At 65.2% G+C, this 25,397-nt stretch carries 21 protein-coding genes; 8 read left to right on the forward strand and 13 right to left on the reverse strand.

From position 1 onward, the window contains the following. Window positions 1–8: 8 nt before the first annotated feature. Together AB7G19_RS31080 and AB7G19_RS31085 are read left to right on the forward strand one after the other, a co-directional pair. Window positions 9–1,142, forward strand: a complete 1,134-nt coding sequence (locus tag AB7G19_RS31080; protein ID WP_085403935.1) for a nitronate monooxygenase — start codon at window positions 9–11, stop codon at window positions 1,140–1,142. Window positions 1,143–1,326: 184 nt separating this feature from the next. Further along, window positions 1,327–2,838, forward strand: coding sequence for an acetyl-CoA acetyltransferase (locus AB7G19_RS31085; protein ID WP_085403972.1), 1,512 nt, complete (start codon window positions 1,327–1,329; stop codon window positions 2,836–2,838). Window positions 2,839–2,944: 106 nt separating this feature from the next. On the opposite strand, the gene AB7G19_RS31090 is transcribed toward AB7G19_RS31085, so the two are convergent. From AB7G19_RS31090 to ltnD, 6 genes are all read right to left on the reverse strand, one after another. Then, a complete protein-coding gene (locus tag AB7G19_RS31090; RefSeq protein WP_085403936.1) occupies window positions 2,945–4,144 on the reverse strand; it encodes an efflux RND transporter periplasmic adaptor subunit in 1,200 nt (399 codons plus the stop codon). Further along, window positions 4,131–7,310, reverse strand: coding sequence for an efflux RND transporter permease subunit (locus AB7G19_RS31095; RefSeq protein ID WP_085403937.1), 3,180 nt, complete (start codon window positions 7,308–7,310; stop codon window positions 4,131–4,133). Before AB7G19_RS31095 ends, AB7G19_RS31090 begins: the two co-directional genes overlap by 14 nt. A 245-nt stretch (window positions 7,311–7,555) precedes the next feature. Continuing rightward, window positions 7,556–9,247 (reverse strand): methyl-accepting chemotaxis protein, encoded by a 1,692-nt coding sequence (locus AB7G19_RS31100; protein ID WP_063984694.1) that lies wholly within the window; start codon window positions 9,245–9,247, stop codon window positions 7,556–7,558. Between the two features lie 170 nt (window positions 9,248–9,417). Next, window positions 9,418–10,695 (reverse strand): 3-oxo-tetronate kinase, encoded by a 1,278-nt coding sequence (gene otnK / locus AB7G19_RS31105; protein ID WP_135215959.1) that lies wholly within the window; start codon window positions 10,693–10,695, stop codon window positions 9,418–9,420. Then, window positions 10,692–11,474 carry a 2-oxo-tetronate isomerase gene (gene otnI, locus AB7G19_RS31110; protein ID WP_085403939.1) on the reverse strand — a complete coding sequence of 261 codons (783 nt, stop codon included), beginning with the start codon at window positions 11,472–11,474 and terminating at the stop codon, window positions 10,692–10,694. Before otnI ends, otnK begins: the two co-directional genes overlap by 4 nt. Before the next feature lie 16 nt (window positions 11,475–11,490). Beyond that, on the reverse strand, window positions 11,491–12,408 hold the full coding sequence (ltnD, locus tag AB7G19_RS31115) for an L-threonate dehydrogenase (protein WP_014496893.1): 918 nt from the start codon (window positions 12,406–12,408) through the stop codon (window positions 11,491–11,493). A 105-nt stretch (window positions 12,409–12,513) separates the two neighbouring features. Between ltnD and otnC the strand changes: the two genes are divergently transcribed. Continuing rightward, window positions 12,514–13,188 carry a 3-oxo-tetronate 4-phosphate decarboxylase gene (gene otnC, locus AB7G19_RS31120; RefSeq protein WP_028146885.1) on the forward strand — a complete coding sequence of 225 codons (675 nt, stop codon included), beginning with the start codon at window positions 12,514–12,516 and terminating at the stop codon, window positions 13,186–13,188. A 184-nt stretch (window positions 13,189–13,372) separates the two neighbouring features. On the opposite strand, the gene AB7G19_RS31125 is transcribed toward otnC, so the two are convergent. The 6 genes from AB7G19_RS31125 to AB7G19_RS31150 form a co-directional block, all read right to left on the reverse strand. Next, the gene (locus tag AB7G19_RS31125; RefSeq protein WP_085403940.1) at window positions 13,373–14,077 is read right to left on the reverse strand and encodes an ABC transporter ATP-binding protein; all 705 of its coding nucleotides are present in this window, start codon (window positions 14,075–14,077) and stop codon (window positions 13,373–13,375) included. Then, window positions 14,061–14,792, reverse strand: coding sequence for an ABC transporter ATP-binding protein (locus AB7G19_RS31130; protein ID WP_028146884.1), 732 nt, complete (start codon window positions 14,790–14,792; stop codon window positions 14,061–14,063). Before AB7G19_RS31130 ends, AB7G19_RS31125 begins: the two co-directional genes overlap by 17 nt. After that, entirely contained in the window at window positions 14,789–15,772 is a 984-nt protein-coding gene (locus AB7G19_RS31135; protein ID WP_063984699.1) for a branched-chain amino acid ABC transporter permease, read from the reverse strand. The genes AB7G19_RS31130 and AB7G19_RS31135 overlap by 4 nt, the downstream gene beginning before the upstream one ends. Then, complete coding sequence (locus AB7G19_RS31140; RefSeq protein ID WP_085403941.1) at window positions 15,772–16,650, reverse strand: branched-chain amino acid ABC transporter permease; 879 nt, start codon at window positions 16,648–16,650, stop codon at window positions 15,772–15,774. Before AB7G19_RS31140 ends, AB7G19_RS31135 begins: the two co-directional genes overlap by 1 nt. A 150-nt stretch (window positions 16,651–16,800) precedes the next feature. Then, window positions 16,801–18,045, reverse strand: a complete 1,245-nt coding sequence (locus AB7G19_RS31145) for an ABC transporter substrate-binding protein (RefSeq protein ID WP_085403942.1) — start codon at window positions 18,043–18,045, stop codon at window positions 16,801–16,803. An 89-nt stretch (window positions 18,046–18,134) separates the two neighbouring features. After that, window positions 18,135–18,950, reverse strand: a complete 816-nt coding sequence (locus AB7G19_RS31150) for a putative hydro-lyase (RefSeq protein ID WP_071915761.1) — start codon at window positions 18,948–18,950, stop codon at window positions 18,135–18,137. Window positions 18,951–19,069: 119 nt separating this feature from the next. Here AB7G19_RS31150 and AB7G19_RS31155 point away from each other — a divergent pair, with 119 nt between their 5' ends. From AB7G19_RS31155 to AB7G19_RS31175, 5 genes are all read left to right on the forward strand, one after another. After that, window positions 19,070–19,987, forward strand: coding sequence for a LysR family transcriptional regulator (locus tag AB7G19_RS31155; protein WP_085403943.1), 918 nt, complete (start codon window positions 19,070–19,072; stop codon window positions 19,985–19,987). A gap of 32 nt (window positions 19,988–20,019) precedes the next feature. Next, a complete protein-coding gene (locus AB7G19_RS31160) occupies window positions 20,020–21,270 on the forward strand; it encodes a Zn-dependent hydrolase (RefSeq protein ID WP_085403944.1) in 1,251 nt (416 codons plus the stop codon). Window positions 21,271–21,282: 12 nt separating this feature from the next. After that, window positions 21,283–22,194 carry an NAD(P)-dependent oxidoreductase gene (locus AB7G19_RS31165; protein ID WP_085403945.1) on the forward strand — a complete coding sequence of 304 codons (912 nt, stop codon included), beginning with the start codon at window positions 21,283–21,285 and terminating at the stop codon, window positions 22,192–22,194. An 11-nt stretch (window positions 22,195–22,205) separates the two neighbouring features. Further along, on the forward strand, window positions 22,206–23,279 hold the full coding sequence (locus tag AB7G19_RS31170; RefSeq protein WP_071915764.1) for a malate/lactate/ureidoglycolate dehydrogenase: 1,074 nt from the start codon (window positions 22,206–22,208) through the stop codon (window positions 23,277–23,279). Between the two features lie 167 nt (window positions 23,280–23,446). Further along, on the forward strand, window positions 23,447–24,088 hold the full coding sequence (locus AB7G19_RS31175) for a suppressor of fused domain protein (RefSeq protein ID WP_071915765.1): 642 nt from the start codon (window positions 23,447–23,449) through the stop codon (window positions 24,086–24,088). A 200-nt stretch (window positions 24,089–24,288) separates the two neighbouring features. On the opposite strand, the gene AB7G19_RS31180 is transcribed toward AB7G19_RS31175, so the two are convergent. Next, on the reverse strand, window positions 24,289–25,362 hold the full coding sequence (locus AB7G19_RS31180) for a tartrate dehydrogenase (RefSeq protein ID WP_063984708.1): 1,074 nt from the start codon (window positions 25,360–25,362) through the stop codon (window positions 24,289–24,291). Window positions 25,363–25,397 lie beyond the last annotated feature (35 nt).

A 25,397-nucleotide genomic window follows, 5' to 3' on the forward strand; every position in this document is an offset into this window, starting at 1 on the left:
AGAGAGCCATGAAATCGCCGATCTGCGACATGCTGGGCATCGAGTTCCCACTGCTCGCCTTCAGCCATTGCCGCGACGTCGTTGCCGCCGTCAGCCGTGCCGGCGGCTTCGGCGTGTTGGGTGCCACCGTGCACACGCCCGACACGCTCGAGCGCGAGCTGAAATGGATTGACGAGCATGTCGACGGCAAGCCCTACGGCATCGACGTGCTGATCCCCGAGAATATCTCGACCGCAGGCGAGAAGGACGTCACCTGGAAGAGCCTGGAGGCGCGCGTGCCGCAGGAGCACCGCGCCTACACGCGCGACCTCCTGAAGAAATACGACATCGAGTTGACGACAAGTGATGTGGCCGACAACCAGCCGCAACCGTTCGACGCGAAGACCGCACTTCAGCTGCTCGAGGTCTCCTTCAACCATCCGATCCGATTGATCGCCAACGCGCTGGGCGTGCCGCCGAAGGCGATGATCGAGATGGGCAGGAAGCACGGCGTGCCGGTTGCCGCCCTCGTCGGCGCCAAGGAGCATGCGTTGCGCCAGGTCGCCGCCGGCGTCGACATTCTCGTGGTGCAGGGCACCGAGGCCGGCGGCCATTGCGGCGAGGTCTCCACCCTGGTGCTGGTGCCGGAGGTGATCAAGGCGATCAAGAATATCCGCGACGTGCCGGTGCTCGCGGCCGGCGGCATCATGACGGGACGGCAGATGGCCGCCTGCATGGCGATGGGCGCGGCCGGCGCCTGGACCGGCTCGGTGTGGCTCGCCACCGTCGAGGCCGAGACCACGGCGATCTTCCGCGAGAAGATGATCACGGCGTCCTCGCGCGACGCGATCCGTTCGAAGGGGCGCACCGGCAAGCCAGCACGCCAGCTCCGCTCGGTCTGGACCGATGCCTGGGACCGCGCGCCGGAAAGCCCGGGCGCGCTGCCGATGCCGCTGCAAAGCGTCATCAGCCGCGACGCCTTCAACGCGATCGATCGCGCGGCGGCGAGCGGCAACGCAAAAGCGCGCGACCTCGTCAGCTATTTCGTCGGCCAGGGCGTCGGCCTGATCGACAGCGTGAAGTCGGCGGGCGCGGTGGTGCAGGAGTTCAAGGAAGAGTTTGCCGAGGCCGTCGAGCACATGAATGCGCTGGTGGCGGAGTAATTGCCTGTGGCCGGAATAGAGTCCGTGGCTCATCCTTCGAGGCTCGCCAAGCGCCGCAAGCGTCGCTCGGCTCGCACCTCAGGATGACGCTTCATCCGTAGCCGTCACCCTGAGGTGGCCGCTTCTTCAGCGGCCCTCGAAGGGCGACGGCGTGCCGAAGACCCAGAAAGTGAACCAAGAAGAAATGACCAAGACCTCTATCCCGGAAGACCTCATCCCCGTCATCGTCGGCATCGGCGAGATCGTCGACCGACCCAAGGAGATCACCGACGGCCTCGAGCCGCTCGATCTGCTCGAACAGGCGCTACGGCGGGCCGAACAGGACGCCGGCGCAAAACTGCTTGGCGAGGTGCAGTCGCTCGACGTCGTCAACTTCCTGAGCTGGCGCTATCGCGATCCGGAAAAGCTTTTGGCGCAGCGGCTCGGCATTGCGCCGGCGCATTGCTATTACGGCCCCGTCGGCGGCGAGAGCCCGATCCGCTACATCCACGAGGCGGCAAAACGCATTGCGCGCGGCGAATGCACGGTGGCGGCTGTCTGCGGCGCGGAGGCGCAGTCGACCGCGACCAAGGCGGAGCGCGCCGGGGTCAAGCTACCCTGGACGCCGTTCGCCCACGACGTCGAGGAGCCCAAGCGTGGGGCGGCATTCCAGAAGCCGCTGGCGGTGAAGCTCGGCGTGTTCCGTCCCGTCACGGTTTATCCATTCTATGAGTCCGCCTCCTCCGCCCATTGGGGCCAGACGCCGCGTGAAGCCATGGCAGAGTCCGGCACGCTGTGGTCGCGCTACTCCGAGGCCGCCGCCGAAAATCCCAACGCCTGGCTGAAGCGGCGCTATGCGCCGGACGAGATCACGACGCCGACGGCGGACAACCGGCTGATCGCCTGGCCCTACAACAAGCTCATGGTCGCCAACCCCAGCGTCAACATGGGCGGCGCGCTGCTGCTCACCAACCTCGCCAAGGCGCGCGCGGCCGGCATCGCCGAGGACAAGCTGGTCTACCCGCTTGGCGGCGCCTCGGCCGAAGAGCCGCGCGATTACCTCCTGCGCGATCAGTTCCATGAAAGCCATCCGCAGAATGCGGTGCTGAAGGCGGCGATGGATCTCGCCGGCGGCGACGGCAAGAAATTCGACGCGATCGAGCTCTATAGCTGCTTCCCCTGCGTGCCCAAGATGGCGCGGCGGACGCTGGGCCTCGGGGCCGACGTGCAGCCGACCGTGACCGGTGGCCTCACCTTCTTCGGCGCGCCACTCAACACCTACATGACGCACGCGGCCTGCGCGATGCTGCGGCGTGTGCGCGATGGTGCCAAGCTCGGGCTGCTCTACGGCCAGGGCGGCTTCGTCACCAAGCACCACGCATTGGTGGTGTCGAAGACGCCGCGTGAGGCGCTGGCGCAGGAGACGAGCGTGCAGGCAGAGGCCGACCGCAACAAGCGCGCGGTGCCCGAGTTCGTCACGGAGGTCTCAGGCAGGGGCAAGGTCGAGAGTTTCACGGTGCTCTATGGCCGCGGCGGCGAGGTCGAACACGGCGTGGTGATGCTGCGGACGGAAGATGATCGACGTACGCTGGGGCGCATCGCGGCCAGCGATACGGCGACTCTGGCGCACTTGCTGAACATGGATCGCACGCCGGTGGGTTCGCTCGGCGAGATCGCGATGGCCGCGGATGACGTGCCGGAGTGGCGGGTGACGTAGCTTTCGTAGAGTGGGCAAAGGCGCTCTTGCGCCGTGCCCACCATTCTTCTTCCAATCACGTGAAGACGGTGGGCACGCTTCGCTTTGCCCACCCTACGAGATCAACCTAGCCCTTCGGCGCCTGCTTCTCCGACGCCGTCGCCGGCTTGCCCTTGGCACCGCCGGCGACGCGAACCTGGTCGCCGTCGGAAAGGCCATCCGGCGGGGCAGTGATGACGCGGTCGTCGGGTGCGATGCCCGAGGCGAGTTCAATCTCCTTGCCGAGATCGCGTGCGATGGTCACGGTCTTGAACTGCACCTTGTCGTCGGGACCGACGGTCGCAACACGCAGACCGCTGCCGTTGAAGATCAGGGCACTGGCGGGAATGCTCAGCGGCGCGGTGTCGCGCTGAAGGTTGAGCTTCACGCTGGCATAGCCGCCGGGCATCAACTCGCCGTTGGAATTGTCGAGCCGAAGCTGCATGCGGGTGGTTCCTGAGGCGACGTCGACGGCCTGCGAAGACGCCTCGACCGTCGCCTGGAATGTCCGGTTCGGGTATTCCGGCATGACCATGGTGGCCTTGGCGCCGATCTTGATCGCAGGCACGTAGTTCTGGGGAACGTTGACGTAAACGCGCAGCTTGGTGATGTCGGAGACCACGAACATCGCCGGGCCGGAGCCGCCGCCGGCATTGATCAACGCGCCGACGTCGGTATCGCGCGCCGTGACCACGCCATCGAACGGCACCGTGATCTTCTTGTAGCCGGCCAGCGCTTCAAGCCGTTCGACATTTGCCTGGCCTGAGTGGACGGCCGCGTTCTTATTGGAGAGATCGGCGGTGCGCTCGTCGATCTCCTGCGCGGAGACGAAGTTGGAGGCGACCAGCGTCTTGCGCCGGTTGAGCGTTGCTTCCGAGAGCCTGGCACTGGCCTGCTGGCTGGCGAGGTCGGCGCGGGCCTGAAGCAGTTGCTGGTCGAGGTCGGGCGCCTCGATCTCGGCGATCACCTGCCCCGCCTTGACGCGCGCGCCCATGTCGACGCTCCAGCTCTTCAGATAGCCGGAGACGCGTGCGAAGATAGGCGCGCGGTAATAAGCTTCGAGCCGACCCGGCAGGTCGATGGTGCCGTTGAGGGATTTTGCGTTCGGCAGGGTCACCGCAACGCTGGGAACGGCCTGATCGTCGGTCCATTCCTTCAGCTTGGAGCCCTGCTCCTCGCGGGCACGAATGCCGGTACCCACGACGAGGCCTGCCGCAATCAGCGCCACCACGCCGAAGATGCCCAGTTTCCGGTGCGACACCGGGGAGCGGGGTTCAGTGGGCGACATGCGGAGTCTCCAATGGGGCGGCGGCTTTGGCGCCTTGTTTCTTGTGTACCATACTGAACACCACGGGAACAAACATCAGCGTGGCGAAAGTTGCAAAGATCAGGCCGCCGATCACGGCGCGGCCAAGCGGCGCATTCTGCTCGCCGCCCTCCCCGAGCCCCAGGGCCATCGGCGCCATGCCGATGATCATGGCGAGCGCGGTCATCAGCACCGGGCGGAACCGGACGAACCCGGCCTCGAGTGCAGCGGCGATGGGGTCACCGAGCTCCTCGTAGCGCTCGCGGGCGAAGGAGATCACCAGCACGCTGTTGGCGGTGGCAACGCCCATGCACATGATCGCGCCGGTGAGCGCCGGCACCGACAGCGTCGTCTCGGTCATGAACAGCATCCAGACGATACCGGCGAGCGCGGCCGGCAGCGCCGTGATGATCACGAACGGATCGGACCAGGACTGGAAGTTCACGACGATCAGGAAGTAGATCAGCACGACGGCACCGAGCAGGCCGAACAGCAATCCGGTGAAGGCGCTGTTCATGGTCTGCACCTGGCCGAGCAGCACCACGGAGGAGCCCTTCGGCACGTCCTTGGCGGTGTCGGCGATCACCTGGCGGATGTCGGCGGCGACCGCGCCGAGATCGCGGCCCGAGGTCGTGGCAAAGATCTGCACCAGCGACTGGATGTCGTATTGCGACACCACCGCGCTCGAGGTCGAGCGCTTGATGTCGGCGATGCCGCCGAGGATCGGCGATTGGGAATTGCCGGTGGCCGTGATCGGCAGCGTCTGGAGCGCGCTGAGCGAGTCGATCTGGTATTGCGGCGTCTGCATCACGATCGAGTAGGACACGCCGTTGTCCGGATTGAGGTAGTAGGTCGGCGCCACCTGCGAGGAGCCGGCGAGATTGACCACGAGGCTGTTGGTGACGTCGCGCTCGGTCAGGCCGACATATTGCGCGCGGGTGCGGTCGACATCGATGTTGAAGGTTGGGTTGTTCGGCGACTGCTGGATGCGCGCATCGGCAACGCCCGGGATCTTGCGAACCCTCGCCAGCAAATTGTTGGCGTAGGCAAAGTTGGCGCCGATATTGGCACCACGGATTTGCAGGTCGATCGGCGCCGGCGCGCCGAAGTTCAGGATCTGGCTGACGATGTCGGCCGGCAGGAATGCGAAGCTGACGCCGGGGAACAGGCGCGGCAGCTGCTCGCGCAGCACGCGCACGTGCTCTTCCGTCGGCTTGTGGCCCTCTTTCAGCTTGATCTGGATGTCGCCGTCCTGCGGGCCGATCACGCCCGTGTTGTTGTAGGTCATGTTGATGCCGGAGATCGGCATGCCGATGTTGTCGGTCAGCGTCTCGATTTCGCCGGGGATCAGCTTGCGGATCGCCTTCTGGACGTCGGCGAGCTGGTTGGCCGTCTCCTCCACGCGGGTGCCGACCTGGGTGCGGACATGCATCAGGATATTGCCGGCATCGACCGCCGGGAAGAAGTTGCGCCCGAGGAACGGCACCAGCGCGAAGGACGCGCCGACCACGCAGAGGAAGCCGATCACGAACACCGCGCGGTGCACCAGCGCCAGTCCCAGCAGATTATGGTAGCCGCCGCGGATGCGCTCGAACCGCTTCTCGAAACCGCGCTGGAACCACACCAGCGGATTGCGCGACTTCGGCGGCGCGCCCTCGTGATGGACGTGCGCCTGCAGCAAATAGTTCGCCATGGTCGGCACCAGCGTGCGCGACAGGATGAACGACCAGATCATCGCGAACATCACGGCTTCGGCCATGGGCACGAACAGGAAGCGGGCGACGCCGGAGAGGAAGAACATCGGCACGAACACGATGCAGATACATAGCAGCGAGACGAAGGCCGGCGTCACGATCTGATTGGCGCCGTCGAGGATCGACTGCTCGACCGGCTTGCCCTGCTCCAGATGGTAGTTGATGTTCTCGATGGTCACGGTGGCATCGTCGACGAGGATGCCGACCGCGAGCGCAAGGCCGCCGAGCGTCATGATGTTGAGCGTCTCGCCGATCGCCGACAGCATGATGATGGCGCCGAGCACCGAGAGCGGGATCGAGACCGCGATGATGACCGTGGAGCGCCAGCTGCCGAGGAACAGCAGGATCATGACGCTGGTCAGCAGCGCCGCGATCACGCCTTCGATCGCGACGCCTTGAATCGCACCGCGGACGAACACCGACTGGTCGCCGATGAAGCCGATCTTCAGCGCGTCCGGCAGCTGGTCCTTGACGTCGATAACCTTCTGCTTGATGCCGGCGATGATATCGAGCGTCGAGGTCGCGCCCGCCTTCAGCACCATCATCAGCACCGAGCGGTTGCCGTCGACGTGGACGATGTTGGTCTGCGGCGGATTGCCGTCACGCACGGTCGCGACGTCGCGCACATAGACCATCGCGCCGTTGACGGTCCTGATCGGCAGATTGCCGAGCTCGTCGATCTTCAGCGGCGAGTTGTTGAGCTGGATGTTGTATTCGAACTGGCCGATCTTCTGGGTGCCGACCGGCGTGATCAGGTTTTGGGCTGCGAGCGCGTTGGCGACGTCCTGGCCCGACAGGCCACGGGCCTGGAGCGCGGTAGGATCGAGGTCGATCTGGATTTGGCGCTGCTTGCCACCGAACGGATACGGGATCGCCGCGCCGGGCACCGTGACCAGCGGGGTGCGCAGATTATTGATGCCGATATCGGCGAGGTTCTGCTCGGTCAGGCCATCGCCCGACAGCGCCACCTGGATGATCGGCACGGTCGAGGCGGAGTAGTTCAGGATCAGGGGCGGCGTTGCGCCCGGCGGCATCTGCTTCAGCAGCGTCTGCGAGATCGCGGTGACCTGCGCGTTGGCGGTGCGGATGTCGACGTTCGGCTGGAAGAAGATCTTGATGATGCCAAAGCCGTTATAGGAGTTAGCTGTAATATGCTCGATGTCGTTGACGGTCGTCGTCAGCGCGCGCTGGAACGGCGTGGTGATGCGGCCGGACATCTGGTCCGGCGGCAGGCCGGTGTACTGCCAGACCACGCCGATCACGGGGATGCGGATGTCCGGGAAGATGTCGGTCGGCGTCCGCAGGGCCGCGAGCGGCCCGATGATCAGGAGCAGAAGCGCGAGCACGACAAACGTGTAGGGTCGGCTCAGGGCAATACGGACCAGAGCAATCATTGGTCAGGCAATTCCAAATCGGGGACAGGGAACACGCCCCACGGGTTCCTAGGGCTGATTTACCCGAACACCGTGGAAATGGCCAACGACAGCGCCGCCCCGTCCGGTCACTTCCCTGCTATCGCACTGCGAAATCGCATTCCAGATATGCAGCCTGCGGCCGGAAGATTACGAAAGCGGCTCACCCCCACGTAAAAAAGCGGCGCCCGCAGGCGCCGCCTTCAGAACTGCGAGCGTGTCCCGGCTTAGGCCGCGCGGACGTTGGTCAGGAACTTGCTGACCTCGGTCTTGAGGCGGCTCGAGTCGTTGGACAGCATCTGCGCTGCCGACAGCACCTGCGAGGAGGCCGTGCCGGTCTCGGTCGCGCCGCGCTGCACGTCGGTGATGTTGGAGGAGACCTGCTGGGTGCCCTGCGCCGCCTGCTGCACGTTGCGGGCGATCTCCTGGGTCGCTGCGCCCTGCTCTTCCACCGCAGCCGCAATCGCCGAGGAGATTTCGGAGAGACGCTCGATGGTCGAGGAGATCTCCTTGATGGCGCCGACCGAGTCGTTGGTCGCCGCCTGGATGCCGGAGATCTGCTGGCCGATCTCGCCGGTCGCCTTGGCGGTCTGCTCGGCGAGCGCCTTCACCTCGGAGGCGACCACCGCGAAGCCGCGGCCGGCTTCACCGGCACGCGCCGCCTCGATGGTGGCGTTCAGCGCCAAGAGGTTGGTCTGGCCCGCGATGGTGTTGATCAGCTCGACGACGTCGCCGATGCGAGAAGCCGCCTTGGACAGCTCGCTGACGCGCTCGGTGGTGGCACGGGCCTGGCCGACGGCGTCGCCCGCCATCCGCGCTGATTCCTGCACCTGACGGCTGATCTCGCCGACCGACGAGGCCATCTCCTCGGTGGCCGAGGCCACCGACTGCACGTTGGTCGAGGCTTCCTCCGAGGCCGCGGCGACCGTAGTCGCCATCCGCTGGGAGCGGTCGGCAGTCGAAGTCAGCGTCGAGGCGGAGGCCTCGAGCTGGGTCGAGGCCGACGACACGGTCTGGACGATCTCGCCGATCATCGTTTCGAAATCGCGGGTGATGCCGTCGACGCGGCGGCCGCGCTCGATCTTGGCTTCGGCATCGGCGGCGGCGGCCTCGTCGGCGGCTTTCTTGGCGATCAAGGCTTCCTTGAAGATCTGGAGCACGTCGGCCATGGCGCCGATCTCGGTCTTCTCGCCGCGATGCGGGACTTCGGCGGAGAGGTCGCCCTTGCCGAGCGCCTGCATCGGTTGGATGATCGAGTTGATGCCGGCGGAGACGTCCTGGACCAGGTAGAAGCTGACGCCGATGCCGATGATCACGGCGGCGCCGAGGATGATCGAGACCAGCATGAAGGCATAGAAATAGCTGTCGGCGGCATCCTGGGCAGCCTGGTCGCCGCCCTTGGTGTTGAGATCGATGTCCTTCATCAGGACCTCATCCGACGCAAGGCCGATCTTGTTGACCGTCTTGGTGTTCAGCTCCTGGGCGTCATGCGGGACCTTGCCGGCCTCCTTGCGCGACAGCGCCATGACGTCTTCGGTGCCCTTCTTGTAATCGTCCCAGAGCTTGGCCCATTCGTTGTACAGCCGGCGCTCCTCGGGTGAGGTGATCATCGGCTCGTAGGCCTTGCGGGACTTGGCGAGCGCCTCGATGACGGTGCCGGCCGTCTTTTCGTTGGCGAGCTTCTCCTCGAGGGTCTCGGACAGCATGTGCTGGCGAACGACGTTGCGGTAGGTGATGACGCTAGCGCGGAGTTCGCCGAGCACCCGGACGCTGGGCAGCCAGCTCGTGGTGATGTCGGTGGTGTTGGCGTTCATCGACCGCATCTTCGTGACGGCGAGCAGGCCCATGCCGGTCATCGCGACCAGCAGGAACGCCACGACACTGATGATCTTGGCGCGAATGGAAATGGTGGCGAACATAATCGGGTCTCGTTGTGCTGGCGCGGGCGCGCGTCCGGGAGGTCTTAACAATCAACCAAAAGGAGCGACGCCGACATCAGACAACAGAGCGACTGAGCAGATGTTAACTACGACTCCGTTCGAGTACGGAGCCTGAAAGAAATGAACAGGCAGCTAAGAACGCCCTGCGCTCAGCGCATGAGCCCAAGCGCGTCCGCGAAGAATTCCGGCCCGCCGAAATTTCCGGACTTCAGCGCGAGCAACATATCGCCTGCTTCAGCGCCGACGGCGCGCAGCACCGGGACGCCCGCAGCGATCTCAGCGCCGACCAGAAAGCCGGGAATCCCGAGGCGATCGACGACGGCGCCGGAGGTCTCGCCGCCAGCCACGACCAGCCGCCGGACGCCTGATTTGACTAGGTTTTCCGCAATGTCGGCCATCGCCTGCTCGATGGCGTGACCGGCTGCATCGCGGCCGTGGCGCGCCTGCAAGGCGGCGACCTGATCCGGTGTCGCGCTCGACGCGATCAGGACCGGACCGTCGGCTAAACGCGGCTTGGCCCAGGCGATCGCGCGCTGCACTTCGTCCGCTCCCGTAAGAATACGGTCCTGATCGAGATGGAGCACCGCCATGACGCGTTCGGCATTGGCGATCTGCTGAAGCGTCGCCTGCGAGCAGCTTCCGGCGAGGCAGGCCGCCGGTCCGCCGACGGCGGCGTCCGCCCCGCCGCTGCCAGCGGCCGACTTGACCTTGCCCGTCGAGACCAGAGCCCGCGCCAGTCCGAGGCCGATGCCGGAGGCGCCGACCGACAGCTGATGCTGGGCAGCGACGAGGCCGATGGTCTCGAGGTCGCGGTCGAACACGGCATCGATGATCGCGGCACCGGTGCCCTTGCCTGACAATTCGGCAAGCCGAGCCCGCACGGCCTCCGCGCCGCGGGTGACGGTCGCGAGGTCGACGAGACCCACCTGCGTCTTGCTCTGGCGTGCCAGCACGCGCACCAGGTTGGAATCGCGCATCGGGTTGAGCGGATGGTCCTTGAGCGGACTCTCGTTCAGCGGCACGGCGCCGACGAACAGATTGCCCTGATAGACCGTGCGACCGGTCTCCGGGAAGGCCGGCGTCACCAGCACGACGGCCTCGCCGCTATCGGCGCGCAGCGCGTCCATCACCGGGCCGATATTGCCCGCATCGGTGGAATCGAAGGTCGAGCAGATCTTGAACAGCACATGGCGCGCCCCGCGGTCACGCAGCCATTTCTCCGCCGCACGCGAACGCGACACGGCAAGGCCTGCCTCGATCGAGCGGCTCTTCAGCGACACCACGACGGCGTCGACCTCGGGCAGCGTGAGATCGTCCGCGGGCACGCCGATGGTCTGCACGGTACGCAGGCCCGCGCGCGTCAACGTGTTGGCGAGATCGGAGGCGCCGGTATAGTCGTCGGCGACGCAACCCAGTGCGAGCGTCACGGCTTCACTCCCGCATAAGGCTTGAACCAGGCGAGGCCATCGGTGGTCTTGCCGCGCGGATTGTATTCGCAGCCGACGAAGCCGGTATAGCCGAGCCGGTCGAGCTCGGTGAACAGGAACGGATAATTCAGCTCCTCGCCGTCGGGCTCGTTGCGCGAGGGGACACTGGCGATCTGGATATGCCCGATGATCGGCATCATCTCGCGCAGGCGCATCGTGACGTCGCCGTGGATGATCTGGCAGTGATAGATGTCGAACTGGAGCTTCAGGTTCGCCAGTCTCAGCTCCTGGATCAGGTCGCGCGCGAAGCCGAAATCGTTGAGGAAGTAGCCGGGCACATTGCGCGCATTGATCGGCTCGAGCACGATGTCGATGCCGTGCGGAGCAAAGAACTCCGCAGCCCACGCCACCGACTTGTAGAACGCCTCGATCGCGACGCGCTCGCCGCGGTTGGCAATGCCGGCCATCAAGTGCAGCCGCTTGACACCGGTCGCCTTGGCGTAAGGCAACGCGGTCTCCAGGCTCGCCTTGAGATCGGAGAATCGCGCCGGCAGCGCCGCAAAGCCCTTCTCGCCGGCGTTCCAGTCGCCCGGCGGCAGGTTGAACAGCGCCTGCGTCAAACCGTTGCGCTTGAGCCGCTCGCCGACCACCTCGGCCGGATGCTCGTAGGGAAAGAGGAATTCGACCGCGGTGAAGCCCGCTTGCGCAGCGGCGTCGAAACGGTCGAGGAACGGCACCTCGGTGAACATCATCGAGAGGTTGGCGGCGAAACGGGGCATCGGAATCCTCTTGGCTCTACTTGTCGCCGGGAAGTTTTACGCCGGTGACCTGCGCATACATGCGCGCCACCGAGGCGTCGTCATCGCGGCCCATGCCGGCAGCTGATGTCATCAGGAACATCTGGAGCGCGGCGGCCGAGACCGGCACCGGGAAGCGGGCGCTGCGCGCCATGTCCTGGATGATGCCGAGGTCCTTGACGAAGATCTCGACCGCGCTGCGCGGCGTGTAATCGCCGTCGAGCACGTGCGGCATGCGATTCTCGAACATCCAAGAATTGCCCGCGGAGGCCGTGATCACCTCATAGACCTTGCGGATGTCGAGACCCTGCTTGGCGGCGAACGCCATCGCTTCGCTGGCGGCGGCGATATGCACGCCGGCGAGCAACTGGTTGATCATTTTGAAGGCGGCGCCCTGCCCTGCGGCATCGCCGAGCTCGTACAGTTTTGCCGCCATGGCATCGAGCGCCGGCCGTGCCTTCGCAAAGGCAGCGGGACTGCCGGAGGCAAGGATCGTCAGCTCGCCTTGGGCCGCGCGCTGCGCGCCGCCGGAGATCGGCGCATCCAGATAGTGACGGCCGGTCGCCTCCAACTGCTTCGCGAGGCGACGGGCCACATCCGGGTCCATGGTGGCGGAGGACAGGAAGACGCTGTCCTTCGGCAGGGTCTCGGCGGCGCCATCCTTGCCGAACAGGATGGTCTCGGTCTGCGCGGCATTGACGACGACACTGACGACGATGTCGGCGCCCTTGGCCGCTTCCGCCGGCGTGCTGGCGCCCGCGCCACCGTCCTTCACGAAACGCGCCACCGCGTCAGCCGAGACGTCGCAGCCGGTCACGGCATGACCGGCGCGCTTCAGCGAGGTTGCCATGCCGAACCCCATCGAGCCGAGCCCGATGACGGCGATACGCTGATTTTGTGACGTGGAGGCGGACATGCAACTGACCCTTGCGAACGTTTCCTGGACGGCCGCCCTTTGCGGCGGCTCACTGATCCGAATAACACGGCTTGGCCGCGCTGCCAAAGCGTGAGACAAGCGGGCATGACGGCTATGAGCAACGAGACCCGGCTGCGTGAGGATATCTGCCGCTTCGGACGGTCCTTGTTCGAGCGCGGGCTGACGCCGGGCTCTTCCGGCAATATCAGCGTCAAGATGCACGACGGGGGTTGGCTCGTCACCCCCACCAACGCCTCGCTCGGCTTCCTCGACCCGGCGCGACTGTCACGGCTGGACGCACGGGGGCGCCTCCTCTCGGGCGATGCGCCGACCAAGGAAGTTCCGCTGCACACCGCGCTCTACGACACGCGCGAAAGCGCGCGGGCGATCGTGCATCTGCACTCCACCCATTCGGTCGCGCTCTCGATGCTGCCCGAGATCGACCCGCGCGCCGCGCTGCCGCCGATGACGGCTTATTATCTGATGAAATGCGGCGCCACCGCGCTTGTGCCCTATTACCGCCCCGGCGATCCCGCGGTTGCGGATGCGATCAAGGGACTGGCGGGCAAATATTCATCCGTGCTGCTCGCCAATCACGGCCCGGTGGTCGCCGGCGACACGCTGGAGGCCGCGGTGTTCGCGACGGAGGAGCTGGAGGAGACGGCGAAGCTGTACCTGCTGCTGCGCGGGATGAACCCGCGGTATCTGTCGCCGGAGCAGGTGAAGGATCTGGTGAAGGTGTTCGGGGTGGCGCTGCCGGAGCATGGGCACGAGCATTAGGCTTCGTGCGGTCGAGAGTCGGGCAGGACCGCCCCGCGCAACGCTGTCATTCCCCGCGAAGGCGGGGAATCCAGTACGCCGCAGCTTATCCGTATCTCTCTGACGTCTCTGGAATACTGGATCGCCCGATCAAGTCGGGCGATGACACCGAGAGTGTGGGACGCGCGCGCCCAACAATTTGCAGCTACAGCCCCAGATACGCCTTCCGTACGTCCGGGTTCCCCCTGATCTCCGCGGCCGGGCCCTGCATCAGCACGCGGCCGGTTTGCAGGATGTAGGCGCGGTCGGCGATCTCCAGGCACTCGGCCATGCGCTGCTCGACGATCAGCACGGTCATGCCGGCGTCGCGGATGCGCAGTACCGCCTGGAAGATTTCGTCGACCAGCTTCGGCATGATGCCTTGCGAGGGCTCGTCCAGCATCAACAGCCGCGGGCGCGTCATCAGCGCGCGGCCGATCGCGAGCATCTGCTGCTCACCGCCGGACAGCGTCTCGGCGCGCTGCTCCAAACGTTCCTGGAGACGCGGGAACAGCGTGAACACGAGATTGAGCGGCCCCTCGCGGTCGGCGTCGCCGCGGTACAGATAGCTGCCGAGGCGCAGATTGTCGCGCACCGACAGGCGCGGGAACAGGCGGCGGTTCTCCGGCACATAGGCGATGCCGGTGGCGGTGATATGATGCTGCGCCATGCCGTCGAGGCGCTTGCCGTCGAACGTCACCGTGCCCGAGCGCGGACGCTCGGCGCCGGCGATGGATTTGAGCAGCGTCGACTTGCCCGCGCCATTGGCGCCGGCAACGCAGACGATCTCGCCCTTCTGGACCTCGATCGAGACCGCGGAGATCGCGACCAGACCCTGATAGGCGGTCGTGACTTCATGCACCGACAGCATGACGATCTCCCAGATATGCGCTGATCACCTTGGGATCGCGGACGACGTCGGAAGGCTTACCCTCGACCAGCACCTTGCCGAGGTCGAGCACGATGGCGCGGTCGACCAGCGGCATCACGATCTCCATGACATGCTCGACCATCAACACGGTGATGCCGGCATCGCGCACCTTGCGCACCAGCGCGACGCCGGTCTGCGCTTCGGTCGGCGTCAGGCCGGTGAGGACCTCGTCCAGCAGCAGCAGCTTTGGTTCGGTCGCCAGCGCACGGGCGACTTCGAGGCGGCGTTTCTCGGCCGGCACGAGGTCGCTCGCGAGCACGTCGGCGCGCGCGGCAAGGCCGGTGAATTCGAGCACCTCATGCGCCTTGCGGCGTGCCTCGCGCATCACGGTGTTGCGCACGAGAGCACCGACAATGACGTTGTCGATAACAGTCATGGTCTCAAAGCTCTTGACCACCTGGAAGGTGCGCCCGACGCCACGCTGGCAGCGCTCGGCCGCCGGCATGTTCGTGACATCCTCGCCGTCGAACCAGATCGACCCTTGCGTCGGCGGCAAGACGCCGGCGATGAGATTGAACAGCGTCGACTTGCCGGCACCGTTCGGCCCGATCAGACCGACGATCTCGCCGCGGCCGACCGAGATCGAGACATCGCTGTTGGCGACGAGGCCGCCGAACCGCTGCCAGACGCCGCGGGTTTCAAGGAGCGCAGTCATCGCGTGGCTCCTCTTGCTTTCGAACGGGAGAACAGGCTCACCAAGCCGCGCGGCAGGGCCAGCGAGATCGCGACGATCAGGGCGCCGTAGACGATGAGGTCAACGCCACGGCCTGAGCCACCGATATAAGAGCGCGTCAGCTCCGTCATCGGGATCAGGATGGCAGCCCCAAGCACAGGCCCCCAGAGGGTGCCGATGCCGCCGAGCACGGCCGGCAGCGCCATCAGCAGCGAGAACTGGAAGCCCATCACGCTTTCGGGGTCGATATAGGCGAGAAACTGCGCATAGAAGGCACCGCCGATGGCGACGAGGAAGGCGGAGACCGCGGCCGCGCCCATCTTGGAGTTGAACACGACGACGCCGAGGCTCTCGGCCGCTTCCGGATTGTCCTTCACCGCGCGCCACCAAAAGCCCCATTTGGAGTCCTCCAGCCACCAGGTGACGAACCAGGCGAGGCTGCACAGCACCAGCGCGAAATAGAAGTACGGCAGCTTGCTGCGCATGAACTGGAATTTCAGCCAGCTGTCGCCGCGCACGGGAACGGTGATTCCCATCGCAGCCCCCGCCCATTCCCAGTTCTGGAACAAGAGCAGTCCGATCTCGGCGATGACGATGGTCGCGATCACGAAGTAATGGCCGCGCAGGCGGAAGAAGGGATAGCCGAGCCCCATTGCGATGATCGCCGCAATCACGCCGCCGGCGAGCATGCCGAACCAGGGCAGCACGCCGAACTTGGTGAACAGCAGCTCGGTGGTGTAGGCGCCGATGCCGAAATAGAGCGCGTGTCCCAGCGAGATCTGCCCGCAATAGCCGGACAGGATGTTCCAGCTCTGCGACAGCGCCGCATACATCAGGGTCAGGATCAGGATGTTCTGGACGTAAACATCCTTGATCAACAGCGGAGCCAGCGCTGCGAGCCCGGCCAGCACTGCGGCGATGATGAGGTCGCGGCGGCGCCGCGCTGCAAAAGCCTTGTCCATCACATCGACCCGAACAGGCCGCGCGGCCGGATGAAGACGACGAGGAGATAGACGGCATAGATGCCGACGGACTTCAGCGATGGCGGCAACACCAGCGCGGTCACCGCTTCGACCAGGCCGACAATGATGCCGCCGGCGAAGGCGCCGAACACGCTGCCGAAGCCGCCGAGCGCCACGGTCACGTAGGCGATCAGCGCGAACGACGCGCCGACATCGGGATAGATGTAGAAGAACACCGCCATGATCGCACCGGCGAGACCGACCAGCGCGGCGCCGAGGCCCCAGCCGAACGCGAACACGCGGTTCTTGTCGATGCCGACGAGCGCGACGGCGCCGGGATCCTCGCGGGTGGCTTCCAGCGCGCGGCCGAAGTCGGTGCGGTTGATGAAGAGGTAGAGCCCGGCGAAGGCCGCGATCGAGACCAGCGCACCGATGAGCTGCGGCTCGGGCAGGAAGATGCCGGCGACCGAGATGGTTTTACCGCCAAGCCAGGACTGTGGAATGCTGCGATAGTCCGGCGTGAAGAAGTACTGCGCGAGGCCGCGCATCACGATCGCAAGGCCGAAAGTCGTGAAGATCTGCACCATGCCGGCATTGGCCTTGGCCCGCATGGCGAAGCGTACAAGGAGTAGATAGACCACCGCTCCGAACACGAACATCGCCGCTGCGACCAATGGGGCCGACAGCAGGGGATCGATCGCGAAGAACGCGAACAGAAAGAAGGACAGGTACATCGCGAGCATCAGGAATTCGCCATGGGCGAAGTTCGTGACGTCCATCAGGCCGAAAATCAGCGCGAGGCCGACCGCGATCAGTCCGTAGAGCAGGCCCATCAGAAGGCCGCTCGCGAGACTCTGGATAATGGCTTGAGCTGTCAAAAGTCGTCCCCCGAAATAGATCCTCATCCTGAGGAGCGCGCACCAGCGCGCGTCTCGAAGGATGGCCCAGCCCTCGTCCTTCGAGACGCGGGCTACGCCCGCTCCTCAGGATGAGGGCGGGAGCTACGTCCGAGCTCCCGCTTCCCAATCTTACTTCATCGGCCAGGTCGCTTCGGCGATCGCGGCCTGCGGCGGGAAGATGGTGACGAACTTGCCGCCGATATATTGCAGCAGCACCGGGTCGGCGTCGTTGTTCTGGCCGGCCTCGTCGAACTTGACGCGCTTCCAGGGCATGATGGTCTGCTCGCCCGGGATGTCGGTCGCGGCCAGTGCATCGCGGATCTTCTCGCCGTCGGCCGACTTGGCGCGGTTGACGGCGTCGGCCAGGATGATCAGGCCCATGAACTGGCGCGAGGTCAGGTCGTTGAAGTCCTTACCCGAGCGCGCCTTGAACATCTCGTTGATCTTGCCGACCATGGGACGCTTCTGCGCGAGATCGAGCGAGAAGGTGCCGCGCGAGATCACGCCTTCGAGCTTGTCGCCGACGGCATCATAGAGCGCCTTCTCCGAGAAGCCGGCGTCCTGCGCCACGATCGCGTTCGGCTTGTAGCCGAGCTCGCCCATGGTCTTGACCAGCAGGATGCCGTCGGTGGTGTAGCTCGAGGGCATCAGCACGTCGGCATTGGCGCTCTTGAGCTGCTGCACTTCGGCCGACAGCGACGGCGAATTGGCGCGATACTTGATGTCGGAGACGATCTTGTAACCGCGTTCTCCGGCGATCTTGGCCTGGGCGTTGCCGGAATCGGTGCCGAAGATGGTGTCCTCGTGGAACAGCGACAGCGTCTCGATCTTGGTGCCCTTCTTCTTCAAGGCATCGAAGAAGTCGAACATCGCAGCCGAGTACATCTCGTCATGCGGGGCAGCGCGGAAGTAATATTTGAGGCCGCGGCGATGCAGGCTCGGCGAGGAGTTGTCGGCGGAGACGAACGGGATCTGGTAGCGTTCGCAGATCTGGCTGACGGTGACGGCGACCGCGCTTTGATAGGTGCCGATGATCGCGGAGACCTTCTCCTGCGTGATCAGGCGCTCGGCCTCGGCGCGGCCCTTTTGCGGATCGGCCTGGTGGTCGGCGAACACGAGGCGGACTTTTGCGCCGCCGAGGCCCGGCAGACCCTCGCCCTTGGCCAGCGGCAGATCGAAATCGGTGTCCTTGTTGATGACCTCGAGCGCGGTCTCATAGGCCTTCTGCGCGTCGACGCCCTGCTGCGCGCTGCCGCCGGAGAACGGATAGATCACGCCGATCACGACCTCGGAGGTCTGGGCGCGTGCAGCGAGCGGCACCAGCGCGGCAGTGGCTGTGGCACCAAGCAGCACGTCGCGGCGAGAGATCGTCATGGCAAAGTCCCCTGTTACTAAATTTCGACTGATCGAATGGAGCGATTGATGGACGCGGTAAAGCCCGAAGAAGCAGCAAACGCTGCCTACTAAATCACGGCCATGTTCCGGTTCTTCAGATCCGTCACCAGCATCAGGCCGGGCGAATGCGTGATCGCGAACGGCAACCTGGCGGCGTTGATCACCGATTGCGGCGTCACGCCGCAGGCCCAGAACACCGGGATCTCGTCGTCGGCGACGGGCACGGGATCGCCGTAATCCGGCTTGGCGAGATCCTTGATGCCGATCAAATGCGGATGGCCGAGATGCACGGGGGCACCGTGCACGGCGGGATAACGCGAGGTGATCTGCACCGCGCGGATCGCATCGGCCGGCTTGAACGGACGCATCGACACCACCATGGGACCGGCGAACGGACCGGCCTCGCCGCAGGCGATGTTGGTGCGGTACATCGGCACGCGCACGTTCTGCTCGATGTGACGGATCGGCATGCCCTCGTCGAGCAACGCCTCTTCGAACGAGAACGAGCAGCCGAGCACGAAGGTCACGAGATCGTCGCGCCAATGCTTGGTCACGTCAGTCGGCTCGTCGACCACCTCGCCGTCGCGCCAGATGCGGTAGCGCGGCACGTCGGTGCGGATGTCGAGATCGGCGCCGAGCGCGGGGATGTGCGGGCTGCCGACGTCGGACATGCCGATGATCGGGCACGGTTTCGGATTGAGCTGGCAGAAGCGGTGAAAGGCGCTGGCGTATTCGGCCGGCAGGATCGCCAGATTGCCCTGGACGAAGCCGGGGGCGACGCCGGCAGTAGATCCGACCTGGCCGCCGCGATAGGCGAGCCGCGCCTGGCGGCTCGGGAGCGTGTCGGGCGTTTCAGTTTGCTGCGCTGCCACCAAAACAGTCATTTGATCGACCTGCCTATAAACTCGACAAAGACAGCCAACACCAAGCATGCTATAAAGTCTAATCTTCCTTTCTAATCGATCTTGATAAATTAGATTTATCGATCGGGAAAATCCTTCTCATGCTGGACTTCAGGTCGATCGAAACCTTCCTTTGGGTTGTGAAGCTCGGCAGCTTTCGCGGCGCCGCAGCACGGCTCAATACGACCCAGCCGGCGATCTCCCAGCGCATCGCCCAGCTCGAGCGCGAGATGGGCGTAAAGCTCCTCAACCGCGATCATCGCGTTGCTTCGCCGACGCCGAGCGGCCGGCAGATGATGGTCTATGCGGAGAAGTTGATCGGTCTGAGGGCGGCGATGATCGCCGAGATCGGCGACCGCTCGGCGATGCGCGGCGTGATGCGCCTCGGCGTCGCCGAGACCATCGTGCACACCTGGCTGCCGCGGCTCGTCAAGAGCATGAACGAAGTCTATCCGAACCTGTCACTGGAGATCGAGGTCGACATCACGCCGAACCTCACTGCGCGCCTGCTCGCGCAGGAGATCGAGCTTGCCTTCGTGGTGGGGCCGCTGTCGGCCTCGGGCGTCCACAATCGCGTGCTCGCGGATTATCCGATCGGCTTTCTCGCAAGCCCCTCGCTCGGGCTCGGCAACGGCCCGGTGACGCGCGCCGACCTCGCGCGGTTTCCGATCATCACCTTCCCGCGCAAGACCAGGCCTTACGAGGTCGTGCGCGAAGTCTTCGACCGGCCGGAACTGCCGCCGATCCGGCTGCATGCGTCCGCATCGCTGGCGACGGTCATCCACATGGCGGTCGAAGGGCTCGGCATCGCCGTGATCCCCGACGCCATCGTCGAGAACGAGCTCGCCGACGGGCGGTTGCAACTGCTCAAAACCGATCTCGCCATAGCGCCGCTGACATTCACGGCGAGCTGGCTCGCCTCGCCTGACGTCGTCGCGGTGGAGCGCGTCGCCGAGCTCGCACGGCAGATTGCGCAGAGCAGCCTCGCGGTTGACGAGTCCGCGCCGGCGCGTCATTGAAAAAGGCGCCGGACAACCGAGAGACCGACCGCATGAGCCGAGCCGCCACCAATCTGCAGATCGATTCCGCCCGCCTCTGGGGCTCCATCCACGAGACCGCGCAGTTTGGCGGGACGGCCAAGGGCGGCGTGCGGCGGCTGACGCTGAGCAGCGAAGACAAGCAAGTGCGCGACTGGTTCCGCAAGGCCTGCGAGGACGCCGGCCTCGAGGTGCACGCCGATGCGCTCGGCTCACAGTTCGGCCTGCGCAAGGGCCGCGACATGTCGAAGCTGCCCGTCGGCATCGGCTCGCATCTCGATACCCAGCCGACCGGCGGCAAGTATGACGGCATTCTGGGGACGCTCGGCGCGCTGGAAGTGATCCGCACGCTGAACGACGCAGGCATCGAAACCGAAGCGCCGATCTGCGTCGTCAACTGGACCAACGAGGAAGGCTCGCGCTTCGCACCGGCGATGATGGCGTCCGCCGCTTACGTCGGCGATTTCACCACCGACGACATCCTGTCGCGCAAGGATATCGACGGCACGACCGTCAGCCAGGCGCTCGACAGCATCGGCTATCGCGGCGACAAGCCGGTCGGCTTCCAGAAGCTCGGCTGCTTCGTCGAGCTGCACATCGAGCAGGGTCCGATCCTCGAGGCCGAAGGCAAGACCATCGGCGTGGTCGATTCCGGCCAGGGCGTGCTCTGGTACGACGGCAAGATTTCCGGCTTCGAGAGCCATGCCGGATCGACGCCGATGCCGCTGCGGCGCGATGCGCTCGCGACGCTCTCCGAAATCGTGCTGGCGATGGAGGCCATCGCGAAGAAGCACGGGCCGAAAGCAGTCGGCACCATCGGCGAGGCCGTGATCGCAAACCCCTCGCGCAACGTCATTCCCGGCGAGATCGCCTTCACCATGGACTGCCGCAGCGCGGATGGCGCCATCATGGACGCGCTCGATCGCGATCTGCGCGCCGCCACTGCCGAGATCGCCGCGCGCCGCAAGGTCGAGGTCAAGATCGACCTGGTCTGGCGCAAGCCGCCGACGCATTTCGATCCCAAGCTGATCGCGGCGGTCGAGAACGCAGCGAAGACGCTCGGCTATTCCTCCCGCCGCATCACCTCCGGCGCCGGCCACGATGCCTGCAACCTCAACACCGTCATGCCGGCGGCGATGGTGTTCGTGCCCTGCAAGGACGGCATCAGCCACAACGAGCTGGAAGACGCCACGCAGCCCGACTGCGCCGCGGGCACCAACGTGCTGATGCATACCGTGCTGGCGATCGCCGGCGTCGCGTCCTGATCGGAGAGAGCCATGCGCGGAGTTTTCGTCGACGCCAACGAAGCCCTCGCCGTGATCATGGAGCGGCTGGAGAAGCCCGGCGACCCCAAGGTGCGGATCCACAGGGATCCCGACATCAAGCCGGAGCAATATCCTGAAGTCCTCGATGGTGCCGAGATCGCCATCGTCGATCACACCGCGCTGCCGACCGAGGTCGCGAAGAAATGCGCGGGGCTGAAGCACGTCGTGTTCCTCGGCACCGGCGCGCGCAGCTACATGAATCCGGAAGAACTCGCCGAGCTCGGCATCTCCGTGCACCTGATCAAGGGCTATGGCGACACCGCCGTCGCCGAATCCGCGATTGCGCTGATGTGGGCCTCCGCCCGCGTCATCGCGATGATGGATCGCGAGATGCGCGGCGGCAACTGGCTGCGCGAGGATGGCATGCAGCTCACCGGCAAGACGCTCGGCCTGATCGGCTTCGGCGGCATCGCCGCGGAAGTCGCACGCATTGCGGTCGGCTCAGGCATGAAGGTGATCGCCTGGAACCGATCGCCAAAGAGCCATCCTGGCGTCGAGTTCACCGATCTCGACACGCTGCTGGCGAGAAGCGACGTCGTGTCGCTCCATCTGCTGCTCAACGACGAGACCCGCGGCATGATCACGCGCGAGAAGATTTCTGCGATGAAGCCCGGTGTCATCCTGATCAACACCGCGCGTGCCGCGGTCGTCGACGAGCAGGCGATGATCGACGCGCTGAAGTCGGGGCATATCCGCCATGCCGGCCTCGACGTCTTCAACATCGAGCCCCTGCCCGGCGACCATCCGCTGACAAGACTGCCGAACGTGACGCTGTCGGCGCATTCGGCCTTCCGCACGCCGGAAGCGAGCGAGAACCTGATTGAAGCGGCATGGGTCCATTGCCGCCGGATCGTGAAGGGATAAAAGCAACAACAATGGCCGACTATCGCACCATCAAGGCAGAGCCGCTCACCAACGTCGTCCGTGCCATCGTCAAGGCGGGCGGGTCTACGGACCGCGAAGCCGAGCTCGTGTCCACCAACCTCGTCGAGGCCAATCTTAGAGGACATGACTCGCACGGCGTCGGCATGATCCCGCGCTATGTCCAGAGCGTCACCACGGGCGGCCTCGCCGTGAACGCGCACGTCAAGGTCGTGCTCGACACCGGCCCGCTTCTCACCCTCGACGGCCTCACCGGCTATGGCCAGGTGATCGGCCATGAAGCGATGGAGCTGGCGGCAGAGCGCGCCAAGCGCAACGGCGTGTGTCTCGTCGGCCTCTCCAACTCGCACCACATCGGCCGCATCGGCCATTGGGCCGAGCAGTGCATCGACCACGGGCTGGTCTCGATCCACTTCGTCAACGTGATCTCGCGCCCGATCGTGGCGCCGTGGGGCGGCAGCGATGCGCGCCACGGCACCAACCCGTTCTGCGTCGGCATCCCGCGCAGGGGCAAGGACCCGATCGTGCTCGACTTCGCCACCAGCAGGATCGCGCAGGGCAAGACCCGCGTCGCCCACAACAAGGGCGTCGAACTCGAGCCTGGCACCATCATCGATAATGAAGGCAAGCCGACCACCAACCCGCGCTACACCGTGATCCCGCCGCACGGCGCCATCCTGCCGTTCGGCGAGCACAAGGGCTCCGGCCTCGCACTGGTGTGCGAAATCCTCGGCGGCGCGCTCTCCGGCGGGCAGGTGGTCAAGGGCCCGTCCGACGGCAAGTACAACGTCCTCAACGGCATGCTCTCGATCGTCATCGACCCGAACAAGCTCGGCACCGGCGACAACCTTGCGAGCGAGGTCGAGAGTTTTGTTGCCTGGCACACCGGCTCGCCGCCCGCTCCCGGCGTCGACAAGGTGAAGATCGCCGGCGATCCCGAGCGCGAGACCAGGAAGAAGCGTCTGGCCGAAGGCATTCCGGTCGACCCGACCACCTGGCAGGAAATCCTGGAGGCCGGGACGAAGTTCGGGCTGGATCAGGCGGCGATCGAGAAGATCGCGGGCTAGTCGGGAACGAAGCGCATCGCTGAGAATAGCCCGGCCAAGTGCACTATCGCGCAACGAGGTCTGGACTAAAGCGAAGCATCACCGCACTCGTGGAACGGATTTGAACCGGCCCGCGTCGTCTCGCGACAACGCGGATATCCCGGTCCACATCCGCCCTCGAGGTTCACATGTTCTCCCGTCTTGCAAAGCTCATGTCCGGCTCGAGCGAGCCGTTACCCGAAACCGACTTCTACCGGCACCGGCTCGCGATCTATGAAAGCGAGCTGGGCGAGCCCGAGCACAGCTTCACCGACAGCGCGGAGCGCCGCATCGACATCCACGCCTTTGGCCGCGATTTCGTGCCGGTGTGCGAAGAGGGATCTGACGAAGGTTATGTGCTTCTGACCAACGGCATGAGCGAACAGCGAATGCCGGGGGTGCATGGCGACGCAAAGCCACGTGCCGAGCTGATGTGGTATGTCCGGGAGCCGACAGAGGAGGTTTGCGCCAATCTGCGCTGGCTCGCCAATCTGCCGTTCATCGACACGACCTGGTTCGGTTTTGGTCATCACGTCGCGCTGCCGTGTCCGCCGGTTGCAGGAACGGACTTCCAGACGTTCCTGTTTCTCACACCGATCATCGGCCCCGATAAGCAGATCGCCGAGGCGCTGGAGATCGCGAGCGATCCCGTGGAGATCCTGACCGTGAACCTGATCTCGCATCAGGAGCTCGGGCTGATCAAGTCCAGGGGGCTCGATCCGTTTCTCGATCTACTCGACGAGAACGACTATCCGCCGATCTTCGATCCAACGCGGAAATCGTATGTCTAGGGTGCGCCAAAAACACCGCTGCCCTTCCCTTCTCCCGTTGTGGGAGAAGGTGGCGCGAAGCGCCGGATGAGGGGTTCTCTCCGCGAAGAAAAACTTCTCGGACGGGAGGCCCGTCTCTGCGGAGACAGACCCCTCACCCGCCTCGCCGCTACGCGGCGAGCCACCCTCTCCCACAAGGGGAGAGGGGAAGATCTGCCGCCTCAATCCACCATATCCGCAACCGCCTTGCCGCAGGCGGTGGTGTCGGCGTTGCCGCCGAGATCCTTGGTGCGGAGCGTGCGTTCGGCGAGCGTGCGCTCGATCGCATCGACGATCGACTTGCCGGCTTCCTTCTCGCCGAGGTGCTCGAGCATCATCGCGCCGGACCAGATCGCGCCGATCGGGTTGGCGATGCCCTGCCCCGCGATGTCGGGTGCCGAGCCGTGCACCGGCTCGAACACCGAGGGGAAATCGCCCTCGGGATTGATGTTGCCTGATGGCGCGATGCCGATGGTGCCGGTGCAGGCCGGGCCGAGATCGGAGAGGATGTCGCCGAACAGATTCGAGCCGACCACGACGTCGAACCAGTCCGGATGCAGCACGAAGTTCGCGGTCAGGATGTCGATGTGGTACTTGTCCCACTTCACGCCCGGAAACTTCTTCGCCATCGCCTCCACGCGCTCGTCCCAATAGGGCATGGTGATGGAGATGCCGTTCGACTTGGTCGCCGAGGTCAGGTGCTTCTTCGGCCGCGACTGCGCGAGCTCGAAAGCGAATTTCAGGATGCGGTCGACGCCGATGCGGGTCATCACCGTCTGCTGCGTCACGAACTCGCGGTCGGTGTCCGGGAACATGCGGCCGCCGACGGAGGAATATTCACCTTCGGTGTTCTCGCGCACCACCCAGAAATCGATGTCGCCGGGCTTGCGGTTCGCCAGCGGCGACGGCACGCCGGGCATCAGCCGCACCGGGCGCAAATTCACGTATTGGTCGAACTCGCGGCGAAACTTGATCAGCGAACCCCACAGCGAGACGTGATCCGGAATCTTGGCCGGCCAGCCGACGGCGCCGAAATAGATCGCGTCATGCTTGCCGATCTTTTCCTTCCAGTCGTCGGGCATCATCTGGCCGTGCTTCTCGTAATAGTCCCAGGACGAGAAGTCGAAATGGTCGAAATGCAGGGACACCCCGTGCTTCTTCGCCGCTGCCTCGAGAACGCGCAGGCCCTCGGGCATCACTTCCTTGCCGATGCCGTCGCCGGGAATGACTGCAATCCGGTACTGTTTCTTGCTCATCGAGAACGTCCTTGGTTGGTCCGGCAGCCGCCGCC

It is taken from the genome of Bradyrhizobium sp. 215_C5_N1_1 (assembly GCF_052075935.1).
Lineage (GTDB): Bacteria > Pseudomonadota > Alphaproteobacteria > Rhizobiales > Xanthobacteraceae > Bradyrhizobium > Bradyrhizobium barranii.